This is a genomic window from Pseudomonas sp. efr-133-TYG-23 (genome assembly GCF_030209215.1).
GTDB classification, from domain to species: Bacteria; Pseudomonadota; Gammaproteobacteria; order Pseudomonadales; family Pseudomonadaceae; genus Aquipseudomonas; species Aquipseudomonas rhodesiae.
The window spans coordinates 147,211-167,852 of sequence record NZ_JARVSL010000009.1; the positions used below are offsets into that span (position 1 = coordinate 147,211).

Annotated in this window: 15 protein-coding genes, 1 tRNA gene and 3 pseudogenes; 15 read left to right on the forward strand and 4 right to left on the reverse strand. The window is 56.4% G+C overall.

Annotated features, from left to right (window positions below; genetic code table 11):
- Positions 1-115 precede the first annotated feature (115 nt).
- Complete coding sequence (lldD, locus tag QRN41_RS06030; protein ID WP_123478941.1) at positions 116-1,258, reverse strand: FMN-dependent L-lactate dehydrogenase LldD; 1,143 nt, start codon at positions 1,256-1,258, stop codon at positions 116-118.
- A gap of 101 nt (positions 1,259-1,359) precedes the next feature.
- Between lldD and QRN41_RS06035 the strand changes: the two genes are divergently transcribed.
- Both QRN41_RS06035 and QRN41_RS06040 read left to right on the forward strand, forming a co-directional pair.
- Positions 1,360-2,256 carry a LysR family transcriptional regulator gene (locus QRN41_RS06035; RefSeq protein WP_034138769.1) on the forward strand — a complete coding sequence of 299 codons (897 nt, stop codon included), beginning with the start codon at positions 1,360-1,362 and terminating at the stop codon, positions 2,254-2,256.
- A 60-nt stretch (positions 2,257-2,316) separates the two neighbouring features.
- Positions 2,317-2,392 (forward strand) — tRNA-Asn (locus QRN41_RS06040).
- A 114-nt stretch (positions 2,393-2,506) separates the two neighbouring features.
- Here QRN41_RS06040 and QRN41_RS06045 read toward each other — a convergent pair.
- Positions 2,507-3,319 (reverse strand): DUF1206 domain-containing protein, encoded by an 813-nt coding sequence (locus QRN41_RS06045; RefSeq protein WP_094064881.1) that lies wholly within the window; start codon positions 3,317-3,319, stop codon positions 2,507-2,509.
- A 126-nt stretch (positions 3,320-3,445) separates the two neighbouring features.
- Between QRN41_RS06045 and QRN41_RS06050 the strand changes: the two genes are divergently transcribed.
- Together QRN41_RS06050 and QRN41_RS06055 are read left to right on the forward strand one after the other, a co-directional pair.
- Entirely contained in the window at positions 3,446-5,299 is a 1,854-nt protein-coding gene (locus tag QRN41_RS06050) for an ABC transporter ATP-binding protein (protein ID WP_167418053.1), read from the forward strand.
- 168 nt (positions 5,300-5,467) lie between these two features.
- On the forward strand, positions 5,468-5,926 hold the full coding sequence (locus QRN41_RS06055) for an Hsp20 family protein (protein ID WP_034099277.1): 459 nt from the start codon (positions 5,468-5,470) through the stop codon (positions 5,924-5,926).
- A gap of 35 nt (positions 5,927-5,961) precedes the next feature.
- Here the strand turns inward: QRN41_RS06055 and QRN41_RS06060 are convergent, their stop codons facing one another.
- Positions 5,962-6,612, reverse strand: coding sequence for a TetR/AcrR family transcriptional regulator (locus QRN41_RS06060; RefSeq protein WP_034138766.1), 651 nt, complete (start codon positions 6,610-6,612; stop codon positions 5,962-5,964).
- 123 nt (positions 6,613-6,735) lie between these two features.
- On the opposite strand from QRN41_RS06060, the gene QRN41_RS06065 reads away from it, so the two are divergent.
- From QRN41_RS06065 to QRN41_RS06095, 7 genes and pseudogenes are all read left to right on the forward strand, one after another.
- Entirely contained in the window at positions 6,736-7,953 is a 1,218-nt protein-coding gene (locus QRN41_RS06065; protein ID WP_285421312.1) for an MFS transporter, read from the forward strand.
- A 93-nt stretch (positions 7,954-8,046) separates the two neighbouring features.
- Positions 8,047-8,448, forward strand: a pseudogene (locus QRN41_RS06070) (DNA/RNA non-specific endonuclease); the annotation flags it as partial.
- 98 nt (positions 8,449-8,546) lie between these two features.
- The gene (locus QRN41_RS06075; RefSeq protein ID WP_034138996.1) at positions 8,547-9,413 is read left to right on the forward strand and encodes a DNA/RNA non-specific endonuclease; all 867 of its coding nucleotides are present in this window, start codon (positions 8,547-8,549) and stop codon (positions 9,411-9,413) included.
- Positions 9,414-9,440: 27 nt separating this feature from the next.
- A complete protein-coding gene (gene gmtY, locus QRN41_RS06080; RefSeq protein WP_034138764.1) occupies positions 9,441-10,823 on the forward strand; it encodes a gamma-mobile-trio recombinase GmtY in 1,383 nt (460 codons plus the stop codon).
- Entirely contained in the window at positions 10,820-13,906 is a 3,087-nt protein-coding gene (gene gmtZ / locus QRN41_RS06085; RefSeq protein ID WP_034138763.1) for a gamma-mobile-trio integrase GmtZ, read from the forward strand. The genes gmtY and gmtZ overlap by 4 nt, the downstream gene beginning before the upstream one ends.
- A complete protein-coding gene (gene gmtX / locus QRN41_RS06090) occupies positions 13,906-14,589 on the forward strand; it encodes a gamma-mobile-trio protein GmtX (RefSeq protein WP_034138995.1) in 684 nt (227 codons plus the stop codon). Before gmtZ ends, gmtX begins: the two co-directional genes overlap by 1 nt.
- A gap of 298 nt (positions 14,590-14,887) precedes the next feature.
- Positions 14,888-15,640, forward strand: coding sequence for a hypothetical protein (locus QRN41_RS06095; RefSeq protein WP_285421313.1), 753 nt, complete (start codon positions 14,888-14,890; stop codon positions 15,638-15,640).
- Positions 15,641-15,678: 38 nt separating this feature from the next.
- On the opposite strand, the pseudogene QRN41_RS06100 reads toward QRN41_RS06095, so the two are convergent.
- A pseudogene (locus QRN41_RS06100) lies at positions 15,679-15,917 on the reverse strand (transposase); the annotation flags it as partial.
- A gap of 315 nt (positions 15,918-16,232) precedes the next feature.
- Here QRN41_RS06100 and QRN41_RS06105 point away from each other — a divergent pair.
- The 4 genes and pseudogenes from QRN41_RS06105 to QRN41_RS06120 all read left to right on the forward strand — a co-directional run.
- On the forward strand, positions 16,233-16,991 hold the full coding sequence (locus tag QRN41_RS06105) for a serine/threonine-protein kinase (RefSeq protein ID WP_034138761.1): 759 nt from the start codon (positions 16,233-16,235) through the stop codon (positions 16,989-16,991).
- Positions 16,988-17,755 carry a PP2C family protein-serine/threonine phosphatase gene (locus tag QRN41_RS06110; protein WP_034138760.1) on the forward strand — a complete coding sequence of 256 codons (768 nt, stop codon included), beginning with the start codon at positions 16,988-16,990 and terminating at the stop codon, positions 17,753-17,755. Before QRN41_RS06105 ends, QRN41_RS06110 begins: the two co-directional genes overlap by 4 nt.
- 540 nt (positions 17,756-18,295) lie before the next feature.
- Positions 18,296-19,834, forward strand: coding sequence for a phosphorylase family protein (locus tag QRN41_RS06115; protein WP_034138759.1), 1,539 nt, complete (start codon positions 18,296-18,298; stop codon positions 19,832-19,834).
- A 383-nt stretch (positions 19,835-20,217) separates the two neighbouring features.
- A pseudogene (locus QRN41_RS06120) lies at positions 20,218-20,619 on the forward strand (DNA/RNA non-specific endonuclease); the annotation flags it as partial.
- Positions 20,620-20,642: the final 23 nt, after the last annotated feature.

Consider the following 20,642-nt stretch of genomic DNA (forward strand, 5'->3'; position numbering starts at 1 on the left):
CTGCTTGGAACAGGTTAGAGCGAGATTCATGCCACTTCGTTTAATTTAATAAAAAACCTTACGAATCAATGGTCGCTGTAGCAGGCCAGCCCCAGGTGTGGAGGGCCCGCGCCGGTTATTTGGCTGCTTGTACCAAGGTGTCGGCGTTAATCTGCTCGATTGAGGTCACACCGGTCAGGGTCATGGCTACGCGCATTTCCTTGGCGAAAATATCCAGCAGGTTTTCGACCCCGTGCTGGCCGTCGGCGGCCAACGCGTAGGAGGGCGCGCGCCCCAGCAGGCACGCTTTGGCGCCCAGGGCGAGCATGCGCACCACGTCGAGGCCGGAGCGGATGCCGGAGTCCACCAGCACCGTCAGGTCATCGCCCACGGCCTCGGCAATCGCCGGCAACGCTTTGGCGGTGGACAGCACGCCATCCAATTGGCGGCCGCCGTGGTTGGACACCACGATGCCATCGGCGCCGAAGCTCACGGCGTCCTTGGCGTCCTGGGGGTCAAGGATGCCTTTGATGATCATCGGACCTTTCCAGAATTCGCGGATCCACTCCAGGTCGCTCCAACTGATCGACGGGTCAAAATTGTTGGCCAGCCAACCAATGTAGTCTTCCAGATGAGTGGGTTTGCCCAGGTACTTGGAAATATTGCCCAGGTCATGGGGGCGACCCATCAGGCCCACGTCGAAGGCCCACTGCGGCTTGGTCACAGCCTGCAGCATGCGCCGCGAGGCCGCGTACGGCCCGGACATGCCCGAGTGAGCATCGCGATAGCGCGCCCCCGGCGTGGGCATATCCACGGTGAACACCAACGTCGTCACCCCGGCTGCCTGCGCGCGTTCCAGCGCGTTGCGCATGAAACCGCGGTCCTTGAGCACATAAAGTTGGAACCAGATGGCCTGCGGACTTTGCGATGCCACTTCCTCAATGGAGCACACCGACACCGTCGACAGGCAGAACGCAATGCCCTTGTTGGCGGCGGCCTTGGCTGCCTGTACTTCGCCACGGCGCGCGTACATGCCGGTCAACCCTACCGGGCTGAGAATCACCGGCATCGTCAGCTTCTGGCCGAGCACGGTGGTGTTGAGGCTGAGGTTATCCACATTGCGCAGGATGCGTTGGCGCAGGCTGATGTCGGCCAAGTCCGCGCTGTTGGCCCGCAGCGTGTGCTCGGCGTAGGCGCCGCCGTCGATATAGTCGAACAGAAAACGCGGCAGTTTGCGTTGGGCGGCGGCGCGGTAGTCGGAGGCGGACGAAATGATCATCAACGGTCAATCCACAGGGCAAGGTGGCTCCACCTTAAGCGAACTTCTGTCATGATAAAAACAACTTTTATCACTGGCTTCCAGTCGCCAAAGGAATACCGATGAATCTGCGAACACTGCGCGCCTTTGTCGAGGTGGTGCGCCAAGGTGGTTTTTCTCAGGCAGCCGAGGTGGTATCCCTCACCCAGTCCACCGTGAGCAAGGCGGTCAAAACCCTCGAAGAGGAACTGGGCATGCCGCTGCTCAACCGCCTTGGGCATCGTAACCAACTGACCGCCGCCGGCGAAATTGCCTACCGTCGCGCCCAGGTATTGCTGGCCGAACACAGCGATCTGCTCGGCGAAATCAACGACCTGCGCGGTCTCAAGCGCGGTATGTTGCGCATCGGCTTGCCACCGGTAGGCTGCGGCGTGCTGTTTGCGACCATGTTCGCCACCTACCGCAGCCGCTACCCGGACATTGACATTGAGCTGACCGAATACGGCAGCAAGCGCCTGCGCGAATGCCTGGAAGAAGGAGAGGTCGACCTGGCGGCACTGTTGTTACCGATTGACGAGGGCTTCGACTATCAACCGGTGCGCAATGAGCCGCTGATCGCCGTGCTGCCCATGAACCATCCCCTGACAGGGCGTGAGTGTATCGACTTTACCGACCTGGCAGACTCGCCCTTCATCCTGTTCGAGGCCGGTTTCGCCCTGAACGCCAAGATCCTCGCGGCCTGCGAGCGCAAAGGCGTAACCCCCCGCGTGACGGCACGCAGCGGGCAGATCGATTTTATTGTCGACCTGGTCGCGGCTGGCCTGGGCGTCGCCTTCCTGCCGCGAATGTTGGCGCACAAGCATCGACACGCCGGCATTGCCTTGGTCGCGTTGGACGAGCCCCACACCGACTGGCACATCGCCCTGGCCTGGCGCGCCAACGCCCACTTGCCACCGGCCGCCCGCGCCTGGTTGGACTTGGCCGCAGAACAGCCGCTGACGGGCGGGCCGGGTAATTAATCCTCGCGTTTGCCAGGCAATGCTTGACTTCTCCTTTTCAATCAGTAACATACGGCGCATTCCGCGATAGCTCAGTTGGTAGAGCAAATGACTGTTAATCATTGGGTCCCTGGTTCGAGTCCAGGTCGTGGAGCCAGATAGGGAAAAGCCTGCAGCGATGCAGGCTTTTTTTTGCCTTGGATTTTTCCGGGGTGATTCGAGCGCACAGCATAAGCGCGTCTCTAAAACCGCCACAAACGGCCGTGGCCTGCTACGTTCTCGCCACCCCCGGCACATCCATATTGATCTTGCGCCAGAAGGCTTCAGAAAAACTGTAAGCCGAGAAAGCGATCAGCCCCAAGGCCATTACCATCAAAAGCAACCACCCAGCGGGTAGGTTCTGGAGGGCGTCCAGCGCCTCCTTCATGCCGGGTGGGTCCATGGCTTGATAAGTGGAACCGCTGATGGCCAATAACACTGCAATCTCTAAAAACACCACGCCACGGGCGATCAATCCGAATCGCGATACGGGGCGCACGTAGCGCATGACATCTTCATCGGCCTCAAAGTATTTTTCGAACGATGCCTTCCATCCCTTGATGATGTGAGCAATACCGACCCCAAGCGGAATGAGGGCGATCAGGTAAACCAGCATGTTCGAATGTTCCCAGGACAATAGATGGGACAGCCAGTCTTTGGCCTGCCCCCCGGAATTACCCGAGCTTTTAATGCCGCTTATAAGCAGGCCCAATGCAAAAAACGCCAGCGCGCCATTAACGACGCCTCCGGCAAACAGGCCGGTTCGAATCACCAAACCCTTGAGTTCTTTGCCATGATGATCGACATCACGGGTAGCCTGCAGCATGCGCCAAGAGGCAAATGAGAGCAGGCCCGCCACCACAACCCCAATTAAAAAATAGCCGAATGGTTGGCTGAGCAATGCCTCCAGACTTTTGTGGCTATCCTTCGGTTTTGTCGAGTCCTGTGCTGCCAGCAGCGCGAAGATACCAATGATCAGATACAGCACTCCCCGAGCGGCGTAGCCTCCTCGAGCGAGCATGACAAGACTGTTTTGCGCTGACATTCGACGTATTCCTGAGATCTGATTCAAGAGCAGACCCTGCTTGCAGAGCAGGGTTCTATCCCGATACGCCCTCAAGCCAAGCTTTAAATGCCAGAATCCCCGGACTAGATCGTTCTGGAGAACCCTATGCTTCGTGCATTCGAACAACGCCTCGACCCTTTCCCGCCCGACGAGGCGCCTCCACCCCCCGAGGGCCTGGCGCGATTTTTGTGGGCCTGCACCCGTGGTGCCCGGGGTTATATCGTTGCGCTCGCGCTGCTCAGTGCCGGGGTGTCGATCTACGAAGCCTGGTTGTTTGCTTTTCTCGGACAGGTGGTGGACCTGCTGTCGACCTGGCAAGCCGGCGGCGATGTAGGCGGGCAGGAAAGCCGGGTGCTGTGGGGGATCGGTATCGTGCTGGTGACCAGCATTGGGCTGGTAGCGCTGCGCACGCTGGTGCAGCACCAGGTATTGGCGATCAACCTGCCGTTGCGGCTGCGTTGGGATTTCCATCGGCTGATGCTGCGACAAAGCCTGTCGTTCTTCTCCGACGAGTTCTCCGGCCGTGTCACCACCAAGGTCATGCAGACGGCGCTGTCGGTGCGCGAGGTGCTGTTCACCCTGATCGAGATGGCCCCCGGAATCGGTGTGTACTTCATCGCGCTTATCACACTGGCCGGCGGCTTCGACCCGAAGCTGATGCTGCCTTTCATTGCCTGGTTGGCGTTGTTCGGCCTGGCCATGGGGCACTTCGTGCCGCGCCTGGGCAAAGTCGGGCAGGAGCAGGCGAATGCGCGCTCGTCCATGACCGGGCGTATTTCGGACGCCTACACCAATATCACCACGGTCAAGCTGTTCTCCCATTCCAAGCGTGAAGCGCATTTCGCGCGCGCGGCGATGGAGGACTTCAAGCAGACCGGTTTTCGCCAGATGCGCCTGGTCAGCCAGTTCGAGATCGTCAATCAGGCACTGGTGGTTGCGTTGATCATGGGCGCGGGCGGTTATGCCTTGTGGCTGTGGCACCAAGGGGCAGTGGGCACCGGCGCGGTGGCGGCCATTACCGCCATGGCGTTGCGCGTCAACGGTATGTCGCATTGGATCATGTGGCAGATGACCTCGCTGTTCGAGAACATCGGCACCGTGCAGGACGGTATGCAAACCTTGACCCGCGGGCCCAAGGTGCAGGACGCGCCGGATGCCGCCACGCTGGTCACCCACGGCGGCGCCGTGACGTTCGACAACGTGAGCTTCAATTACAACGGCGAACGCCAGGTTCTCGACGGCCTGAGCTTGAGCATCCGCCCAGGTGAAAAAATCGGCCTGGTGGGACGCTCCGGTGCCGGTAAATCGACGCTCATCAATCTGTTGTTGCGCTTCTATGACGTGGACAAAGGGCAGATCTGCATCGATGGGCAGAATATCGCCCACGTCACTCAGGACAGTCTGCGCAGCGCCATCGGCATGGTTACCCAGGACACATCCCTGCTGCACCGCTCGATTCGCGACAACATCGCCTATGGGCGCCCCGATGCGACCGACGAGCAAATCCGCAGTGCCGCCGCGAGTGCCCAGGCTGACGGCTTCATCAGCCAACTGAGCGATAAACAAGGCCACTGCGGTTACGACACGTTGGTGGGTGAGCGCGGCATCAAGTTATCCGGCGGCCAGCGCCAGCGGGTCGCCATCGCCCGCGTGATGGTCAAGAACGCTCCGATCCTGCTGCTTGACGAGGCCACCAGCGCGCTGGATTCGGAAGTCGAAGTCGCCATCCAGGAAAGCCTGGATGAAATGATGAAGGGCAAGACCGTCATTGCCATCGCCCATCGACTGTCCACGATTGCCGCCATGGATCGACTGATCGTCATGGATAACGGTCGCATCATCGAGCAAGGTAGCCACGCCGAGTTGCTGGAGAAGAACGGCACCTATGCGCGGTTATGGCATCACCAGAGCGGCGGGTTTCTGGGGGAGGATCAGGGCGTGGCCGAGACTGCGGAATAGGCCTGTTCTGATACCTCAGTCCGAGGAGCCAAACAGCTGTTTGTCGGCAGGAAAATTTTTTTTGGGTCGTCGCTTGAAATTTTTTCCCCTGAACCTACTTAGGTTTTACGCGATGCCGAATACGGGTCGCGTATCAAATCACTTGGAGAAAACTCAGGAGATTTTGCAATGGCTACTACTCTCTCGTTGGCCCCACTGTTCCGCCACTCCGTTGGCTTTGACCGTTTCAACGACCTTTTCGAATCGGCGCTTCGCAGCGAGGCCGGTACCACGTACCCACCCCATAACGTCGAGAAGCATGGTGATGATCACTACCGCATCGTGATCGCCGCTGCCGGCCTGGTGGAAGACGACCTGGATATCCAGGTGGAAAAAGGCGTGTTGACCGTCGCCGGCGGCAAACGCGAACACGACGAAAACATCACCTACCTGCATCAAGGTATCGCCCAGCGCGCGTTCCGCTTGTCGTTCCGCCTGGTCGACCACATTGAAGTGCAGGGCGCGCAGCTCTCCAATGGCCTGCTGAGCATCGATCTGCTCAGAGTGGTGCCGGAGGAAGCCAAGCCTAAACGCATTGCGATTGGCGGCGCGAACAAGGCTGAAGTGAAGTCGATCAGCGAGCAGTAATACAGCAATGAATAAAGGCGCTCTTCGGAGCGCCTTTATTTTGCGCCACCGACTTCAGGCTCAGCGGCCGGCACGGAAGAAGCCGCAGCGTCCCACGTCACCAACAGTTGGCTGATCGCGGCATCAAGGATTGCATGGGGCACGTTATCCCGCGCCAGGATCGACACTCCCTGCAAAAAGCTGTCAAACACGGTCGCCATCACCGCAGCTTCGGTTGTTTCAGGCAACTGACCTTCACGCACGGCCCGCTCCACACAGGCCACAATCCCCGCCCGCGTACGCAGTCGCGATTGGGTCAGCGCATTCGCTACCCGCGCGTTTTCCGGACTGGGCGCACTCATCACGCCAAGTGCAACCATGCAGCCCTTGGGGTGACCGTCTTCGCATTGCATACGCACCGATTGGCGCAGCGCGGTTTCGATGGCTTGGCGCGGCGGTAGGGATACGTCCCACAAACATTCGGTGACTTGGGCGTAGGTGGACAGGTAGCGCTGCACGCATTCCTCGAACAGCGCTTCTTTGGAGCCGAAAGCGGCGTAAAAACTCGGCGCGGAAATGCCACCGCCCAAACCCGCTTTGAGCTGGGCAAGGGACGTGGCGTCATAGCCGTGCTGCCAGAACAGATGCAACGCCTGTTCCACAGCCTGTTCGCGATCAAAATTACGCGGGCGGCCCATCTGTGCCATGTGAGGTCTCCTTCGGAAAGCGAAATAGATACTAGTCGATACATAAGTCGTTGACAACGCGCTGCGCCCGCCTGCAACATTTGTATCGATCAGTATTTAAATCAACTTGCCCAGGAGTTTCCCGTGACCCCCTCACTGACGTTATCGGCTCCGTCCGACCGCTTGCCCGTCGGCGCCTTGCTCGCCCTGGCGATGACCGGCTTCATCTGCATCGTCACCGAAACCCTGCCCGCCGGCCTGTTGCCGTTGATCAGCGACGGCCTGGCGATTTCGCCGTCAATGGCCGGGCAGATGGTCACCGCGTATGCGCTGGGTTCAGTACTGGCGGTGATCCCCATGACCATCGCCACTCGTGGCTGGCGCCGACGCAACGTATTGCTGCTGACCATCGCCGGTTTCCTGCTGTTCAACTCCATCACCGCGTTGTCCTCCCACTATGGGGTCACGCTGCTGGCGCGCTTCTTCGCCGGGGTGGCGGCAGGGTTGGCCTGGAGCTTGCTCGCCGGTTATGCCCGCCGGATGGTCGCGCCGCAGCAACAGGGCAGGGCGCTGGCGTTGGCCATGGTCGGTACGCCGATTGCGCTGTCATTAGGTGTGCCGCTGGGGACTTGGTTCGGCGGCCTGCTGGGCTGGCGCACCACTTTCGGCCTGATGTCGGGCGTGAGCCTGGTGCTGATCGGCTGGGTGCTGGTGAAAGTCCCGGACTTTGCGCCGCAGCCCGCGCATCAGCGCCTGTCATTGCGCAAGGTGCTGACCACGCCGGGCGTGCGCCCGGTGCTGGCGGTGGTGATCAGTTGGATGCTGGCCCATAACATCCTCTACACCTACATTGCCCCGTTCGTGGCCCCGGCAGGCTTGGCCGAGCGGGTGGATCTGGTGTTGCTGGTCTTCGGCATCGCTGCGTTGGTGGGGATTTGGGTCACGGCCAGACTGGTCGAACCGTTGTTACGCAACACTGTGCTGGTGAGCTTGGCGGCGTTTGCGGCGGTGAGCGTGCTATTGGGCTTGCTGGGGAACGTGCCGCAAGTGATCTACCTCGGCGTGGCGGTATGGGGCCTGAGTTTCGGCGGCGCTGCGACCTTGTTGCAAACCGCTCTGGCGGACGCGGCGGGTGATGGCGCGGATGTGGCGTTGTCGCTGAACGTGGTGGCATGGAACAGCGCGATTGCGGGCAGCGGTGTGGTGGGTGGCGTGCTACTGGACACGTGGGGCGTGGCCGCATTTGCGTGGGCGATGCTGCTGCTGGTCGGCGTGGCGTTTGCCATTGCCTGGGCGGCCAGCGCCCACGGCTTCAGGCCGGGCGCGCGGGGTGCGGGAAAACCTACGTCGCTCGGGCACTAATCTGACATCTGTTAGTCCATAATCCTCGAAATATCATTCACTTGGCTCCGTACGCGGAGCCTGCCGCGTCGCTCTCTTTCGAAGATTCAATCCATGTACCTACGCAAAATTGCAGTTGGGCTATCGGCCTTTGTTTTGTTTTCGGCCGGGGCACATGCCCGTGGCGCGATAGACCTTTATTCCACCCAGGAACGGCAGTTGTCGTTCGACACCTGCGCCGATGTATTCCCCGGCGCGACACCGATCAAAACCGCGACCGTCTCCGCCAGCCTCAAACCCCTGGCGCTGTGCTCCGACCATTTTGCGGTGCTGTATTCGCAAACCAGCAAGACACCGCTGGTGGTGGTCGAGCGCCTCAACGCCCGCCAGCTCAAGGACGCCAAAGGCGAAGAACGAACCAACCATTTCTATGCGGACCCGCGCATTCCCAAAGGCGCGCGCGCGGAGTTGAGCGACTACCGAGGGGGGCAGCCGGCAATGGACCGCGGCCACCAAAAATATCCGGTCAGAACCATACTCAACACCTAACCATAATGCTTGCGCTTGAGTATCTGTACTCAATGCGATATACGCATCAAAATTCGGGGATTTTAATGAAAATGACTAAGTGCCTCGCCGCTCTTGTTGCCGTATTTTCCCTCTCAGTGGGGGTTGCTGATGCGCGGGGCCTGCTGGACTTTGCGCTGCCGCACCATGCCGAGAAAAAGGAATACCGCTCGGGTAGCCTGGGGGCCGACGAAGCGCTTGCGCTTTATACGGCAAAGCAGCGTCAGAACTCCTTCGAGGCATGTGCTGACCAGTTTCCTGGTAATAAGCCCCTTGACCTTGCCAGTGTGCCAGTGGGCATGAAGCCTATGGCCTTGTGCTCGAACGGTTTTGCGGTCCTCTATTCCCAGACCAGCAAGACCCCGGTGGTGGTGGTGGAACGACTCTCAGCTTCACGGCTGCGGGACGCCAAGGGCGAGGAGCGCACCAATGAGTTCTTTGTTGACCCCCGCATCCCCACCAGTGGTCGCGCCGAGTTGAGTGACTACCGTAGTCAGCAACCCGCCGTGGATAGAGGGCACCTTAGCCCGGCAGCCGATTCCGCCGACCAGCATGCGATGGCACAGTCTTTCGCGCTCTCCAATATGGTGCCGCAGGACCCTTCGTCCAACAGAAAAACGTGGAATAAGGCTGAGCAGGACACCCGCAAGTACGCGCTCCGCGCTTCGGGCAATGTGTTCGTGTTCTCCGGTCCCATTTTTGATGAAGGTCACGAGACAGTAGGGAAGAACAACGTCTGGAAGCCCACGCGCCTCTTCAAGCTAGTTTATGACGAAGCGACGGGTCACGCCTGGGCTTTCGTGTTGCCTAACGCAGAATCCCTCCTGACTCGCCCCATGGATTACGCCACCTTCGTTAAGATGACTGGCATGCGGCTACTTGAGGGCCAACGCGTTACCGGCTCAATTTCATAGCAGGTCAAAGAGGATGTTGTCTCCCTGATGATTTATACGGAAACGGTCCTGGTTCAGGACAAGATTCGTGCTTTCGCGTCCACGGTGCTTCTTATCGTGGGCGTTTCTCCGCTTGAGCAACTGCTTGAGTTCTTCCGGGAGAAGCTAGTTTCCCTGTCAATGGAACGCACCTACGCCCAAGCGACGGGGCGGTTCATTGAATGGCTGTCCGTGCGCGCCCATGAGTTCACGGACACCCCCAAGCGCAGCCTGCTGTACACGGCGTTTCTCCATGACCTGCGGTTCGGCACTTACCAAGCGGGCGTCGATGCCTACGGGCTTAACTGGACAGCGACTTCACAGCAAAATGCCAAGCGCCTTACCCGAGCCTTGTTGGAGTTCAGTGATTGGCTGAATCAGCGCCATGGGGCCACGATGCTGAATCCGATTCATCACCAAGCCTCCCCGGCGGACCAGCTTATCTTCTGGCGCAAGTGGAACAAGCAGAAGGCGGCCTCGCTCCTCGCGCATACGAAGCGTCGTACTCGGGCGGAGGAATCTTCTCACCGGGGGCGACAAGCGCGATTGCCCCGAGACCGCAATGGCTTTTTGGCAGAAGCCAAGGCCTTCCCGGCGGAGCGTCTCGATGACTTGATATGGCAAGGGTTTATCAACCCAGGCCGGAAAGCGGATACGCGCCCCTGGGTGAAGTACAACCTACGCGACATACTGATTACGCTTCTCTGTACGTATGGAGGTTGTCGGCCTTCGGAGCCTCTGCACCTATGGGTTGATGACGTATACACCGATCCGGATGACTCCTCGATTGCGCTTGTGCTGGTCCATGAACCCACGGATGGGCTAGTGGATTATATCGACCCGATAACCGGCAGTAAGCGCAAAACCAATCGAGCCGATTTTCTTCAGCGTTTTTGTGGCGGCAGAAAGCCCCTCACGCAGGAAACAGGCCGCCGCCATTCCGGGTGGAAAGGGTGCTTGCTGACCCATCGGGAGCGCAAGGCCTACCAGGTGTTCTGGATTGATAAGAACGCGGGCCGCTTGTTCCTGACCCTCTGGCGCATGTATATCCAGTATGTGCGCCCGGTGACGCCGCAGGTGCCCTGGGCCTTTCTGACCCAGGATGGCCAACCTCTCGGCGTCGAGGGCTTCGACGACTCTTTTAGAGCCGCAGTACGCCGAATCGGCTTGCTCCCTGCCAAATGGGCCGGCACCACGAGCCACGGCCTTCGGCATCGCTACGGCCAATGGCTCAATGACCTGGGGCTCGGCGACAAAGAGGGGCAAGTGGCCATGCACCATTTGAATGCCAAGAGCCAGGATGTCTATCGGCAGGTGGGCCTGGCCAAGGTGGTGGCTGCCATCGGAAAACTCACAGTGACAGCACTCCCTTCGTTTAAGGACACGGAATGACCTCGATTTGCCATCTCGACGACTACACCACGACGGTCAGTTCGCTAACGGGGCGCACCGTCTATGTGAACAATGATTTGAATCGATACCTAGTGAATCCGCACTGGGACCCGACTCCGCTGCCTGGCATTATCGAATCTTGGTTTGTTCGATTGTCTATCGTAGCGAGGGTTCGGCGCCGTCCGCCAGAATCTTTGCAGAATGCAGTTCGGGCACTTTCACATTGCGTTACGCGTGAATCCTTTGCGGAAGCCCTCGATAACCTGCTGGTGAACGAGCATAAACGTCATGCCGAAATTAAGCCCCCGAAATATTCCCAGCACATCTTGGTCGAATTGCTGGTGCAGCTATGGCATGCGGGGCTCATTGCGTGGCCTGGCCGCAATCAAAGGCCGTTCAACATGCCTACCATACATATATCAAATGCTGGATTCGGCAACGCACCCCCGGCGTATCTGACAACAATTCATTCATATTTAAGCCGCGACCTTGAAAGCAAAGACACCAATTTTGGGGACACTGCAAAGTTTCGGTTCCTGTTGGACAACCTGCTTAGCCGGTGTGGAATCGAAGATATTGGCGACATTACTCCCGAAACCTTTCAGCTTACGGTTGAGCGCAGTCGATTGGGTAAGCTGCACTCCGTAGCGATACAGCCTGTCCTGGGCATGCTGCGTGAGCAATATCCTGTTGTGGCCATCAACTGGACTCCCGACGATTTTGGCTTCTTCAAGAACAAGATGGGCCATTTGGCTCGGGACGACAACTTCAACTGGCTGCTTGCCAAAGAGCCTGAAATGGCCGATTGGGTCCGGCTGGCCATTGAGCACCTAGAAGCGAACCCGGCCAACTTCAAGAGGCGCAAGTCGTCGGTCAACAATTTCTTGAAGCATTACCACGAACATCCGGAGTTGCCTCGAAACCCCGCCGCTTATTTTGACATCCGCCGGAGGCCCACTGAGCTTTATGTGGTGCCTGGCAGGAAGGGCCGGCAAACCATGACGGTCCTTCATGAATTTCACAATGAGGTGCTGTTTAAGGTCTGTGCTCAGCCCGATGATAATGAGGTCCCTATCCTGAGGCCGGGCTTTGCGAACCCCTTGCCCAAAGGCACCTATAAGAACGTGAATCAAGGGGAGACTCATCGGGAAGCCATGCCTACGCGGCTCATTAGTCTTGCCAAGCATATCCTGACCGAAAACGACTTTGCCTGGGCGAAGGAGGCTGGACGAATCAAGGATACCTTCCGGTGGCTTAACCCGGTAGCGGGGCAATACGAGACCGTCTGGAGCCCGGTGCGGGCGTACACGCTTCTTATCAAGCTTCTGCTGCCGGCACGGACTTATCAGGTGCGCATGCTGGACAGTGGAGAGGGCGATACCTATCGCTACGGCAAGGATGGCCTTTGGGACACGAACCTAGGGCTTCACCATCCCAAAGCCGGTGGCGAGCCCGTAGAACGCGGGGTATTCAGAAAATACAAGCGAAAAGATGGAACCGATGGCTCCGTCTTTTACTTCAACACGAACAAGACCGGTGATGCCGACAAGGAAGTCAAGGGCTACGTAATGCCCTGGGAAAAGCATGATGCGCTGACCCTTTTGTCAGAGTTTCGGGACTGGCAGGAAAAATACAATCCCGTGAAGGGCCCCACCCTTTGGACCGACATCATCGAGCTCAAAAAGGTCAAGCACGTTGAGGACCTGGAGAAGATGGGCGCGAATTACTTCCTGTTCCGGGACCCTGCGAACCAAACCCGGCCCGACTTGCCCGTGACCGACGTGCGTATCCGCAATCTGTGGCTCAAGCTGATGGACGAGATGGAACGCCGGCTGGCCGATGCCGGGGAAACTTTGAGCAACGGGGACCCCATTCGCTTGGTGCTGACCCGGGATAAGAAAACGGGCCAACCCTCTACAGCTACCTTTGACCTCCATAGCCTTCGGGTCTCCCTTATTACGGCCATGTACGAGGAGGGCGTGCCGCCCGAGTACCTGATGAAGATTGTGGGACATGCGACGGTGCTCATGACCCTCTACTACACCAAGCTCCACGTGGAAACTTTGACGCTTCGCATGGACGAGGCGCTCCTGGAGCGGCAACGCAAATCCCAAGCTGAAATGGCGGGCTTCATCAAGTGTGCAAGCCGCCAGGAACTGGAGCAGGCGGCGGCCTACCGGCATCCCTCCGCCCTCGATGCGGCAAGCGGCGGCACAGGGGTAGGCCTATTGGTGATGGACCATGGCATTTGCCCTGTCGCGGCCAAGCGCTGCCACGAAGGCTTGGTGGTCCAAGACCTCACCAGTAATGTCACCCGCTTTCAGGCAGTGCCCGGCGGTGCATCTAATTGTGCACGGTGCCGGTTTTTCATGACAGGCCCGGCCTTCCTATTTGGACTGGAGGCCCACGTCAATGACTTGTCGTATCGGCTGAAGAAGGCATCGCTCACCTTCGAAAAAGCCCAGGAACGGTTTGATTCCTTGTCGGATGCTCACGCTGACGCCTTGAGTGGTGGTGCCCCCTTCCATAAACAACGCGAGCTAGAGATTGCAGAGACCGCCTTTGAGTCCTCTACGGCTGAGGTGGACGAAATCGCCTTAAGCCTACAAGCCGCGTATGCGCTTACCGAGCAGTGCATCCGCATTGCAGCCCAAGACAAGGGTGATGGTTTGGCCCTGGTCGCGGCGGGTGGCACTGGTCAGCTTGAAGCGGTCTTGTCGGAAGGCCATGAGTTCGAGCAGCTGAATCGAATCTGCGTTAATGCCACCCTTTTCGACGGGCTGAAAATCAATTGGCGGCAACCCAACCTAGAGCGCGCTCGCCTGTTTGACCGAATGCTGCGAAATTCTGGCCATGAGCCCCGGTTTTCCTTGCTGGATGACGAAGACGCCTTGCACGTGGCCAATGCCATGGGGCAATTCCTCTATGCTCGGCTGGAGGCCAACACAGTGCATGCCTTGGTAGATGGGCGAACGACTTTGCACGCCGTGGGGCTGGACAAGGCTTTCGCTACCCAATTGGACTTCATGAAGCCCAAGACCTTCGGCTTTGCGCAATCGGCAAATTTGTTGGAGCAAGTATGATGAGCAACGGCCTCCCCCTCACTGCCCCGGATATTCTGAAGGATGCGCGACAGCTATATCAGGCCCACCGGGCTGCCGCCAGCAAATCCTCGAAAGTTGAGAACCTTGATAAAGTCTGGGAGGTGCTGAACGCGATACGGGACGATGGCGACCGCGACTATTCGCTGGCCGAAGTGGGTCGGCGCCTGGAGTCCATCGGCGGGCCCAAGACGCAAAGCCTGCGCAATACCCAAGGCGCGTACTACCGGGAAATCATCACGGCCTTCGCCAATGCCGTCAGCGGCTCCACCCGATATGTGGCCAAGAGCAAGTCAAACGTCGAACAGGCCCTGGAGCTGATAACCGACCCCAGCATCCGAGCAACTCTCCGGGTCGCACTGGACGAGGCCAAGCGGCTCAAGGTTACCAACGACAACCTTCACGCGGCCTTTAAGGGGCTTCAGGTCGGAGCTTCTATTACGCCGACATCGCCCGAGGCCCCCGCTACCTTACCCGCTCCGGTCGCGGCATCTCCCGAATTGTCGCCTCGCCTGCGAAATGCGCTTAGCAAAGGTATTGACCCTTCCCGCTTGGCGCAACAAGGCCTCAGCATCACGGATGATGGTGGTATTCAAAATGAACATGGAGACAAGGTGTTCCCGCCTGCCTTTGTGCTTGCCATTCAAACAATTCTGCAAAGCTAGGTGCGTAATTGCACTGACTTGACCACTCATTTGCATTGCCAATGACAGCCAATTGCATCCGTGCTAGCTACAGCTCAGACCTCAAGTAACGCAATTGGTCATCTACCACCGGGGATTGATCCTGGCGGTATGCTTAGAAACGCCTCCTGCACTGGCCACATACAATCCAAGGGTGGTCTAATGGAGCACGAGCTGGAGGACGGCTCGACGCTTAAAGGTCGGTTTGCGGGACTTATCCGGCGATATCGAACCTGATATCCTCCCGGCCCTATCGCAAAGGTAAGGCTGGGAGCCTGAGATGAGTTTTATCCCGAGCTGTGACAACAGACACGACGCCATTTGCTCTCTTGCTGAGATCTACGCGGTTTCTACCGATGAGATCGAACGAGTGCTTCTAGCCCCGGCAGTGCTGGAAATCGCACAGGTGTACTCTGAAATTAAGCGACCGGAGTTCCATGGGGTTGTTTGGCACCTGCTAAAAGCCTACCCGCGCGATGACATCACCCACGCGTATTACTACCACTCGACGAGTTATGCGGGGTGCGACTCGTGGTTTGCCGAGGGGTTGTTGGGTTCCTCGCAAGGCGTGGGGCGCTTCTTGGATAAGATCATGGAGTGGGTACCCCCCGAAAAACGACCAACTGCAAAACAGCGGGCTGAGGGTATTGTGAAGCTTCGCAGCGAGTATGAAGGGTCTACAGCTGAGGGCACGGGCCCTTACGCGTGGAACACCTTCACTGCTGCAAGCACCAGTGAAAGCGGCATCCGATACCGCGTACCAGAGGGAGTCCAAGATCTATGGTCTAGCAGCTTTTGCGGAAGTGGCGGATTTGTCGACCTGCGCGGTGTCATCGAAGAGCGACTGAAGCCTGTCGTAGTCAAGTTCAAAGGGAAAACGACTGACATCGAGGACTACTGTGCGTCACTTTGGGCCTACCTGCTTTCGGATGACGGAGAATGTCACCTCACCCACACCTTCAAGGGCACCGGACAAACCATTCCCCGCGAGGACATCGCCGCGGTAATTGATGTGGAACGACTTGAAGGCTGAGCCGTATGAATGGCGAAATGTTTGACTCGCTGGTCGAGTCGAAAACGGCCGTGTCTGTTCTTTGAAAAGCTCGAGTGGTTGGGGATTTCGTCTTCAAGGCTCAACCGGCAGAACCAACGATACGCCAGGTTCAAATGCGCCTTTTCGCACAACCGCCGCTCGGAGCGAATGCCGTAGCAATAGCCCACGATCAGCATAGAATCATCAGTTCGGGATCAGTCGAAGGATGCCCAATAGGACTGTAGAAATCGGCGAGGTAATGGCGCAGGTCGGCCAGAAGCGGACGTTGGCAAGCGAACGATACCGGCCAACAGTCAATCCGCTATGCAGGTCGATTCAAGCTATAAATTCACCCAGGCCAGCAGCAAATTGGGACGCGATCAGGCAACCGTTTGCACCTCGATTACCGAAGGCATCGGCCCACCGGTCGTAAAAGTTTGGTGCTCGTGTGGAGGTGCGGGGCATTGAACACGCAGCGCACATGTTCTATGGCATTATGATACCGTCCGTGGGCGAGCATCACTGACGCGGCGTATTATTAACATCGAATTTCAACCCAGTCGGTTCTAATCGTTACAGCGTGGATCAGGGAATGGATGGCTATCACGGAAACTACAAATACAAAATAATTGAAAAAATCGGGGAAGGCGGCTTCGGATTTGTAGAGAAAATTGAGCTATTCAATATTGATGGTCATAGATGCGGTGAGTATGCGCGAAAATCCCTAAGTGATCTTGATCCAGAACTTCGCGCTGAGTTCCGAAGACGTTTTGCCCGTGAGGTGTCATATCAAGCTTCCTGCGTGCACACTCATGTAGCTAACATATATCTGTGCGATCTTAAATCAGACCTGCCATGGTTTATTATGGATCTCGCGGCTGGCGATCTGCAGAAGGACATCGAAAAAGGGACGCTCACCACATCTCAGAAGATCGATGTGCTACTAATGGTTGCGGATGGCCTTATATACTTACACTCTATGGGCTATCTACATCGCGACATAAAGCCCTCCAATATTCTCCGGTTCAAAGATGGTATTTACAAGGTGTCAGATTTTGGCTTGGTTAAGAATTTAGACAAAAGCTCAGAATCAGAAGTTATCACGAAAATTGCAACAGCAATGGGCACCGCGAAATATATGGCTCCTGAGATATCCATTGCAGGCGATTACAGCAAGAGAACGGATATTTTTGCTCTCGGGGTTCTGCTAGAGGATCTGGAAATGCTGGAAAATCCAGGCGTTCATAAAGTCTATATGAAAAGTACGGCCCGGCGCCCCCCCGATCGTTACGCAGAAGTTCAAGAAATGCGAAATGAGCTTGTCGCCGCCATCTCAGGAGAGCCGAAATGATAAAATTATTAAGCTCAAGTGTATTCTCATTTCCAAAAGAGGTAGCGCGGAAAAATGAAGATTCTGTTCTACCACCACGCAAGGTAGGAAGTGGCTTTCTTATGGCGATTGCAGATGGTGTCGGGTCTTATGCTGGGGCAAGCAGCGCATCCGAGTCTGCTATCGAGTATTTGATAGGGTTGCAGCCGTCGGCTTTCGAAAGCACTGATGCTATTGAAAAAATCTTTGAACAGATCAAAGTTCGCGTCTCAAATCTTACCCATGAAGATCCTAGCTACTATGAAGCCGCGACCACTTTAACTTTCTGCTATGCGGGAGAAAAGGGTATAAAAATAGGTCATGTTGGAGACTGTCGTGTTTATCTGAAAAGTGATAGTAAGCTTATCCAGGTCACTAAAGATCATACCCAACACCAGATGCTTATAGACGAAGGTTTATACAAGCCTTCTGAGCTCAAAGAAGCCAGCGGAAAAAATACGCTGTTTTCGGCCATATCAAAAAAAATCAACCTGCACTTCCAAGAGATTTTTTTGAGGTATGATCAAGTTTGTGCACAGGATGGAAGTGTCAGCTTGTTCATTATGTCTGATGGCGCTTATCATCCATGGGAATTGAGGCCGCGCTTTCTTGAGAGCACTTTGGAAGATCCAAGTCGGTTTGCGGCAAATTTGCGAAGACGTATCGTGCGACTGGTGCCGACGGACGATTGCTCGCTTGTAGCTGTTAAATTGACAGTCAAGCCACAGCTTGATCTATTCGATTAGATTTATGTTGACCTGGCTGCATTAGCTGCGAGCTTTAATGTAGCCAGGTTGTTTCTCTTCATAGCAAAAATAACCTTTCCCTGACAGAGCTATCGTGGTTTTAATTCAGGGGCTATTTGATGCATAGAGCGCATGGTCGTCCGCATTATATCTTATCGGTCATTGTTGGATGCTTCTTGTGGCCGCTCTCTGCCCGACGCTTCAGTCGGGGCACGGTTAGTATCTGCCGATGACGACTGGCTCACCTGTGAGTGTCCGAAGCAAAGAGAAACGTTTCATACGGGCATATCGAGAATGCTGCTCCGCAGAGAGACGGAGAGTCAACCTCTCCACTGCGGACACCCGCTAATGGCCGCTCTCTGACCGACGTATCGGGCGGAAGTCGGCCTATTGCAAACGCTTAGCGGGTAATCAAGAATTATTATGGCACGCCCTTTCTATCTTTGGGTGAGTCTTTAAATTCAAACGAAATATTCACGCTAGGCGGAATTCCTACGTCAACGCTAAACCCGAAACCTCTGTCGAACTGAGAGCAATTCAATGCAGCTATCCCTCGAGCTTCGTAATCATACAATCCTATTTGTGACCTCCAACGATATAGAGAGGGATGCGCTGATCTCAGCGCTGAACATTTGCGGCGTTAAGATGCAGCGCAAGGCTATCGGTCTCCTGCAGCGTCTTAGGGTGGGTGTTCTAGCGGGGTATCCCGTTTGCCTACTTAGCGCAGAGCGGGGCAGTCATGGAAAGGCGTCAGTAGGGATGTTGTTACCTGAGGTGTTGCAAACACTATGTCCACGACTCGTCGTGCTCAGTGGTTTTTGCTACGGAAACTCCGCAGTTGGCGACCTGCATGATGTAGCTATTTCGAACAAAATTGTTTCCCTTATAGACTTTGTTGCGAAGGAGGGAAGCTTGAAGCTGCGCTCTCAACCTGTTTTGTCATCACGTATCGACGACGAACAGTTGAGCAGGATCGTTGGTGCGGTTACGCCGAGGTTCAACCAAAGTGTTAAGGCGCTGGGGATATCGTCGAAGATTGTCACGGGTACGGTATATAGCGGGGAAGTCTTTTCCGAAGACGAGTCGTTCGCCTCGACGTTATTCGGTGCCGACAGCAGCGCAGTTGGCGGGGACATGGAGGGTCAGCCTGTTGCAGCTCAATGTAATCAGAGAGAGATCCCTTGGATTTTCGCCAAGTCGCCAAGTGACAAAGGCGGAGGTACTGCTGGCACAAAGAACGCACAAGTATACTCCGCAAAAATTGCTGCAATCGCTGCTTGCCACCTAGCACAGGAATTCATAAGTACCGAGGGGCTTTCGGTATCAAAAGTGCTCAGCGAGTATATTGGCGAGAATGGAGATGATCCTATGCTTGATATTCTCGATGACGCCTCTGTACATCAGTTAATGGGAAACAGAACGTACGCTGAAAAGATTGGTGGGTTTGTCAATAAGTGTTCTCTTGGAGTCAGCTATGACGCTGGATTTAGATCCCACCTGATCGCTGTCTTGAAGGAAATGGTTGAGAATTCGGTTAAGTGGGGGCAGTCATCTCGAATTCAACTTCGGGGAGGTGCGCAAGAGATCACACTAGATAGCGATGGAAGAGTGTTCAATCCTCTGACTGAATTTCAAAAGATGAAAGTGAGCGGGGGCGGTCAAAGGGATCTGGCTTCGTTCCTAAGCGCGTATGGGCCATCGGGTAGTGGGATCGTTGACGTTAATTGGTATGCGGAAGATGGATCGCAATCGCTGGTTTTTAGGTTGAAGGAACTTTCTTGTGAGCTTCGCCAGAGCTATTTCTGTACTTTGATGCTGACAGCCGAAGATCTTCGCGGCTACGCGTTCTCTTACATGCCTCTTGGTGATCTATCAAATTGTCGTGAGGTTTGGCTCGATGCCAAGGACCTTTTTTTAAGTGGTTCGGATGGTATGTTGCTTTCGAATCTGTGCGCTAAAATCCCTAAATCGGTTGAACGTATATACATACGATGGATTAATCCCCGCTACGCACATGAATTCAAAGAGCATTTCGCTTTCGATGCTCGAGTCGTGTTTGTCGAGGGTATGACTAACTAAATTTGCAGCCAGTCCGCTAACTGGCTGACCGCTATTGGCCGCTCTCCGCTAGATGGTCCAGGCGGGAGTCGGCCAAAAACGGACGGTCAAATGTTCGCGGATGCTTGTGGAAAGTGTCTATGTGATGACCCATTCCTCAGATAGTACGTGAGCCCTACCCAAAAATTGACGCGCTAGGCGAGAGTTCTCTGCCGATCATAGTTACTAGGTGTGCTGGTCAAATCTGATGCAGTCGGTGGTCAGTCGAAATGCAAACTCCTGGTCAAGTGCAATGCAAACGAGTGGGTCAGCTCCGATGCAATCAGGTGTGCAATTTCGCAGCTAGGCGCATGAATAGGTAAGAACAACAGCAAACATTGAGTATGAACTCCTGCCGGGTATTTCACCAATCCCCGGCCGCCGACGCACCCGATGCCAAGGCCATGGCCCAGTCATTTGCGTTGTCGAACATGGTGCCGCAAGACCCTACCAACAACCGCAAGATCTGGAGCAAGGTCGAGGCGGACGTGCGCAAGTTCGCCCTTCGCGCCGGCGGCGATGTGTATGTGTTCACTGGGCCGCTGTTCGACGACGGGCACGGCACCATCGGTGCTAACCGGGTGTGGGTGCCGACGCGGCTGTTCAAGCTGGTGTACGACGCATCGTCCCAACGGGCGTGGGCTTATGTGCTGCCGAATGCTGAAACAAGGATTCAGCGGCCGATGGATTACCCCACTTTTGTGAAGAGCACCGGGCTGAAACTGTTGGGGAATCTGCCGGTGTCGGGTTCGATCGGCCGCGGCTGACACCAGACGGCTTCGGGCTTATC

Coding starts and splice junctions, on each gene's coding strand:
- QRN41_RS06115 (WP_034138759.1), top strand. CDS start 18,296: ATGCAGCTATCCCTCGAGCTTCGTAATCATACAATCCTATTTGTGACC.
- QRN41_RS06105 (WP_034138761.1), top strand. CDS start 16,233: ATGGATGGCTATCACGGAAACTACAAATACAAAATAATTGAAAAAATC.
- QRN41_RS06060 (WP_034138766.1), bottom strand. CDS start 6,612: ATGGCACAGATGGGCCGCCCGCGTAATTTTGATCGCGAACAGGCTGTG.
- QRN41_RS06110 (WP_034138760.1), top strand. CDS start 16,988: ATGATAAAATTATTAAGCTCAAGTGTATTCTCATTTCCAAAAGAGGTA.
- QRN41_RS06035 (WP_034138769.1), top strand. CDS start 1,360: ATGAATCTGCGAACACTGCGCGCCTTTGTCGAGGTGGTGCGCCAAGGT.
- gmtX (WP_034138995.1), top strand. CDS start 13,906: ATGAGCAACGGCCTCCCCCTCACTGCCCCGGATATTCTGAAGGATGCG.
- lldD (WP_123478941.1), bottom strand. CDS start 1,258: ATGATCATTTCGTCCGCCTCCGACTACCGCGCCGCCGCCCAACGCAAA.
- gmtZ (WP_034138763.1), top strand. CDS start 10,820: ATGACCTCGATTTGCCATCTCGACGACTACACCACGACGGTCAGTTCG.
- gmtY (WP_034138764.1), top strand. CDS start 9,441: ATGATTTATACGGAAACGGTCCTGGTTCAGGACAAGATTCGTGCTTTC.
- QRN41_RS06050 (WP_167418053.1), top strand. CDS start 3,446: ATGCTTCGTGCATTCGAACAACGCCTCGACCCTTTCCCGCCCGACGAG.
- QRN41_RS06045 (WP_094064881.1), bottom strand. CDS start 3,319: ATGTCAGCGCAAAACAGTCTTGTCATGCTCGCTCGAGGAGGCTACGCC.
- QRN41_RS06095 (WP_285421313.1), top strand. CDS start 14,888: ATGAGTTTTATCCCGAGCTGTGACAACAGACACGACGCCATTTGCTCT.
- QRN41_RS06075 (WP_034138996.1), top strand. CDS start 8,547: ATGAAAATGACTAAGTGCCTCGCCGCTCTTGTTGCCGTATTTTCCCTC.
- QRN41_RS06055 (WP_034099277.1), top strand. CDS start 5,468: ATGGCTACTACTCTCTCGTTGGCCCCACTGTTCCGCCACTCCGTTGGC.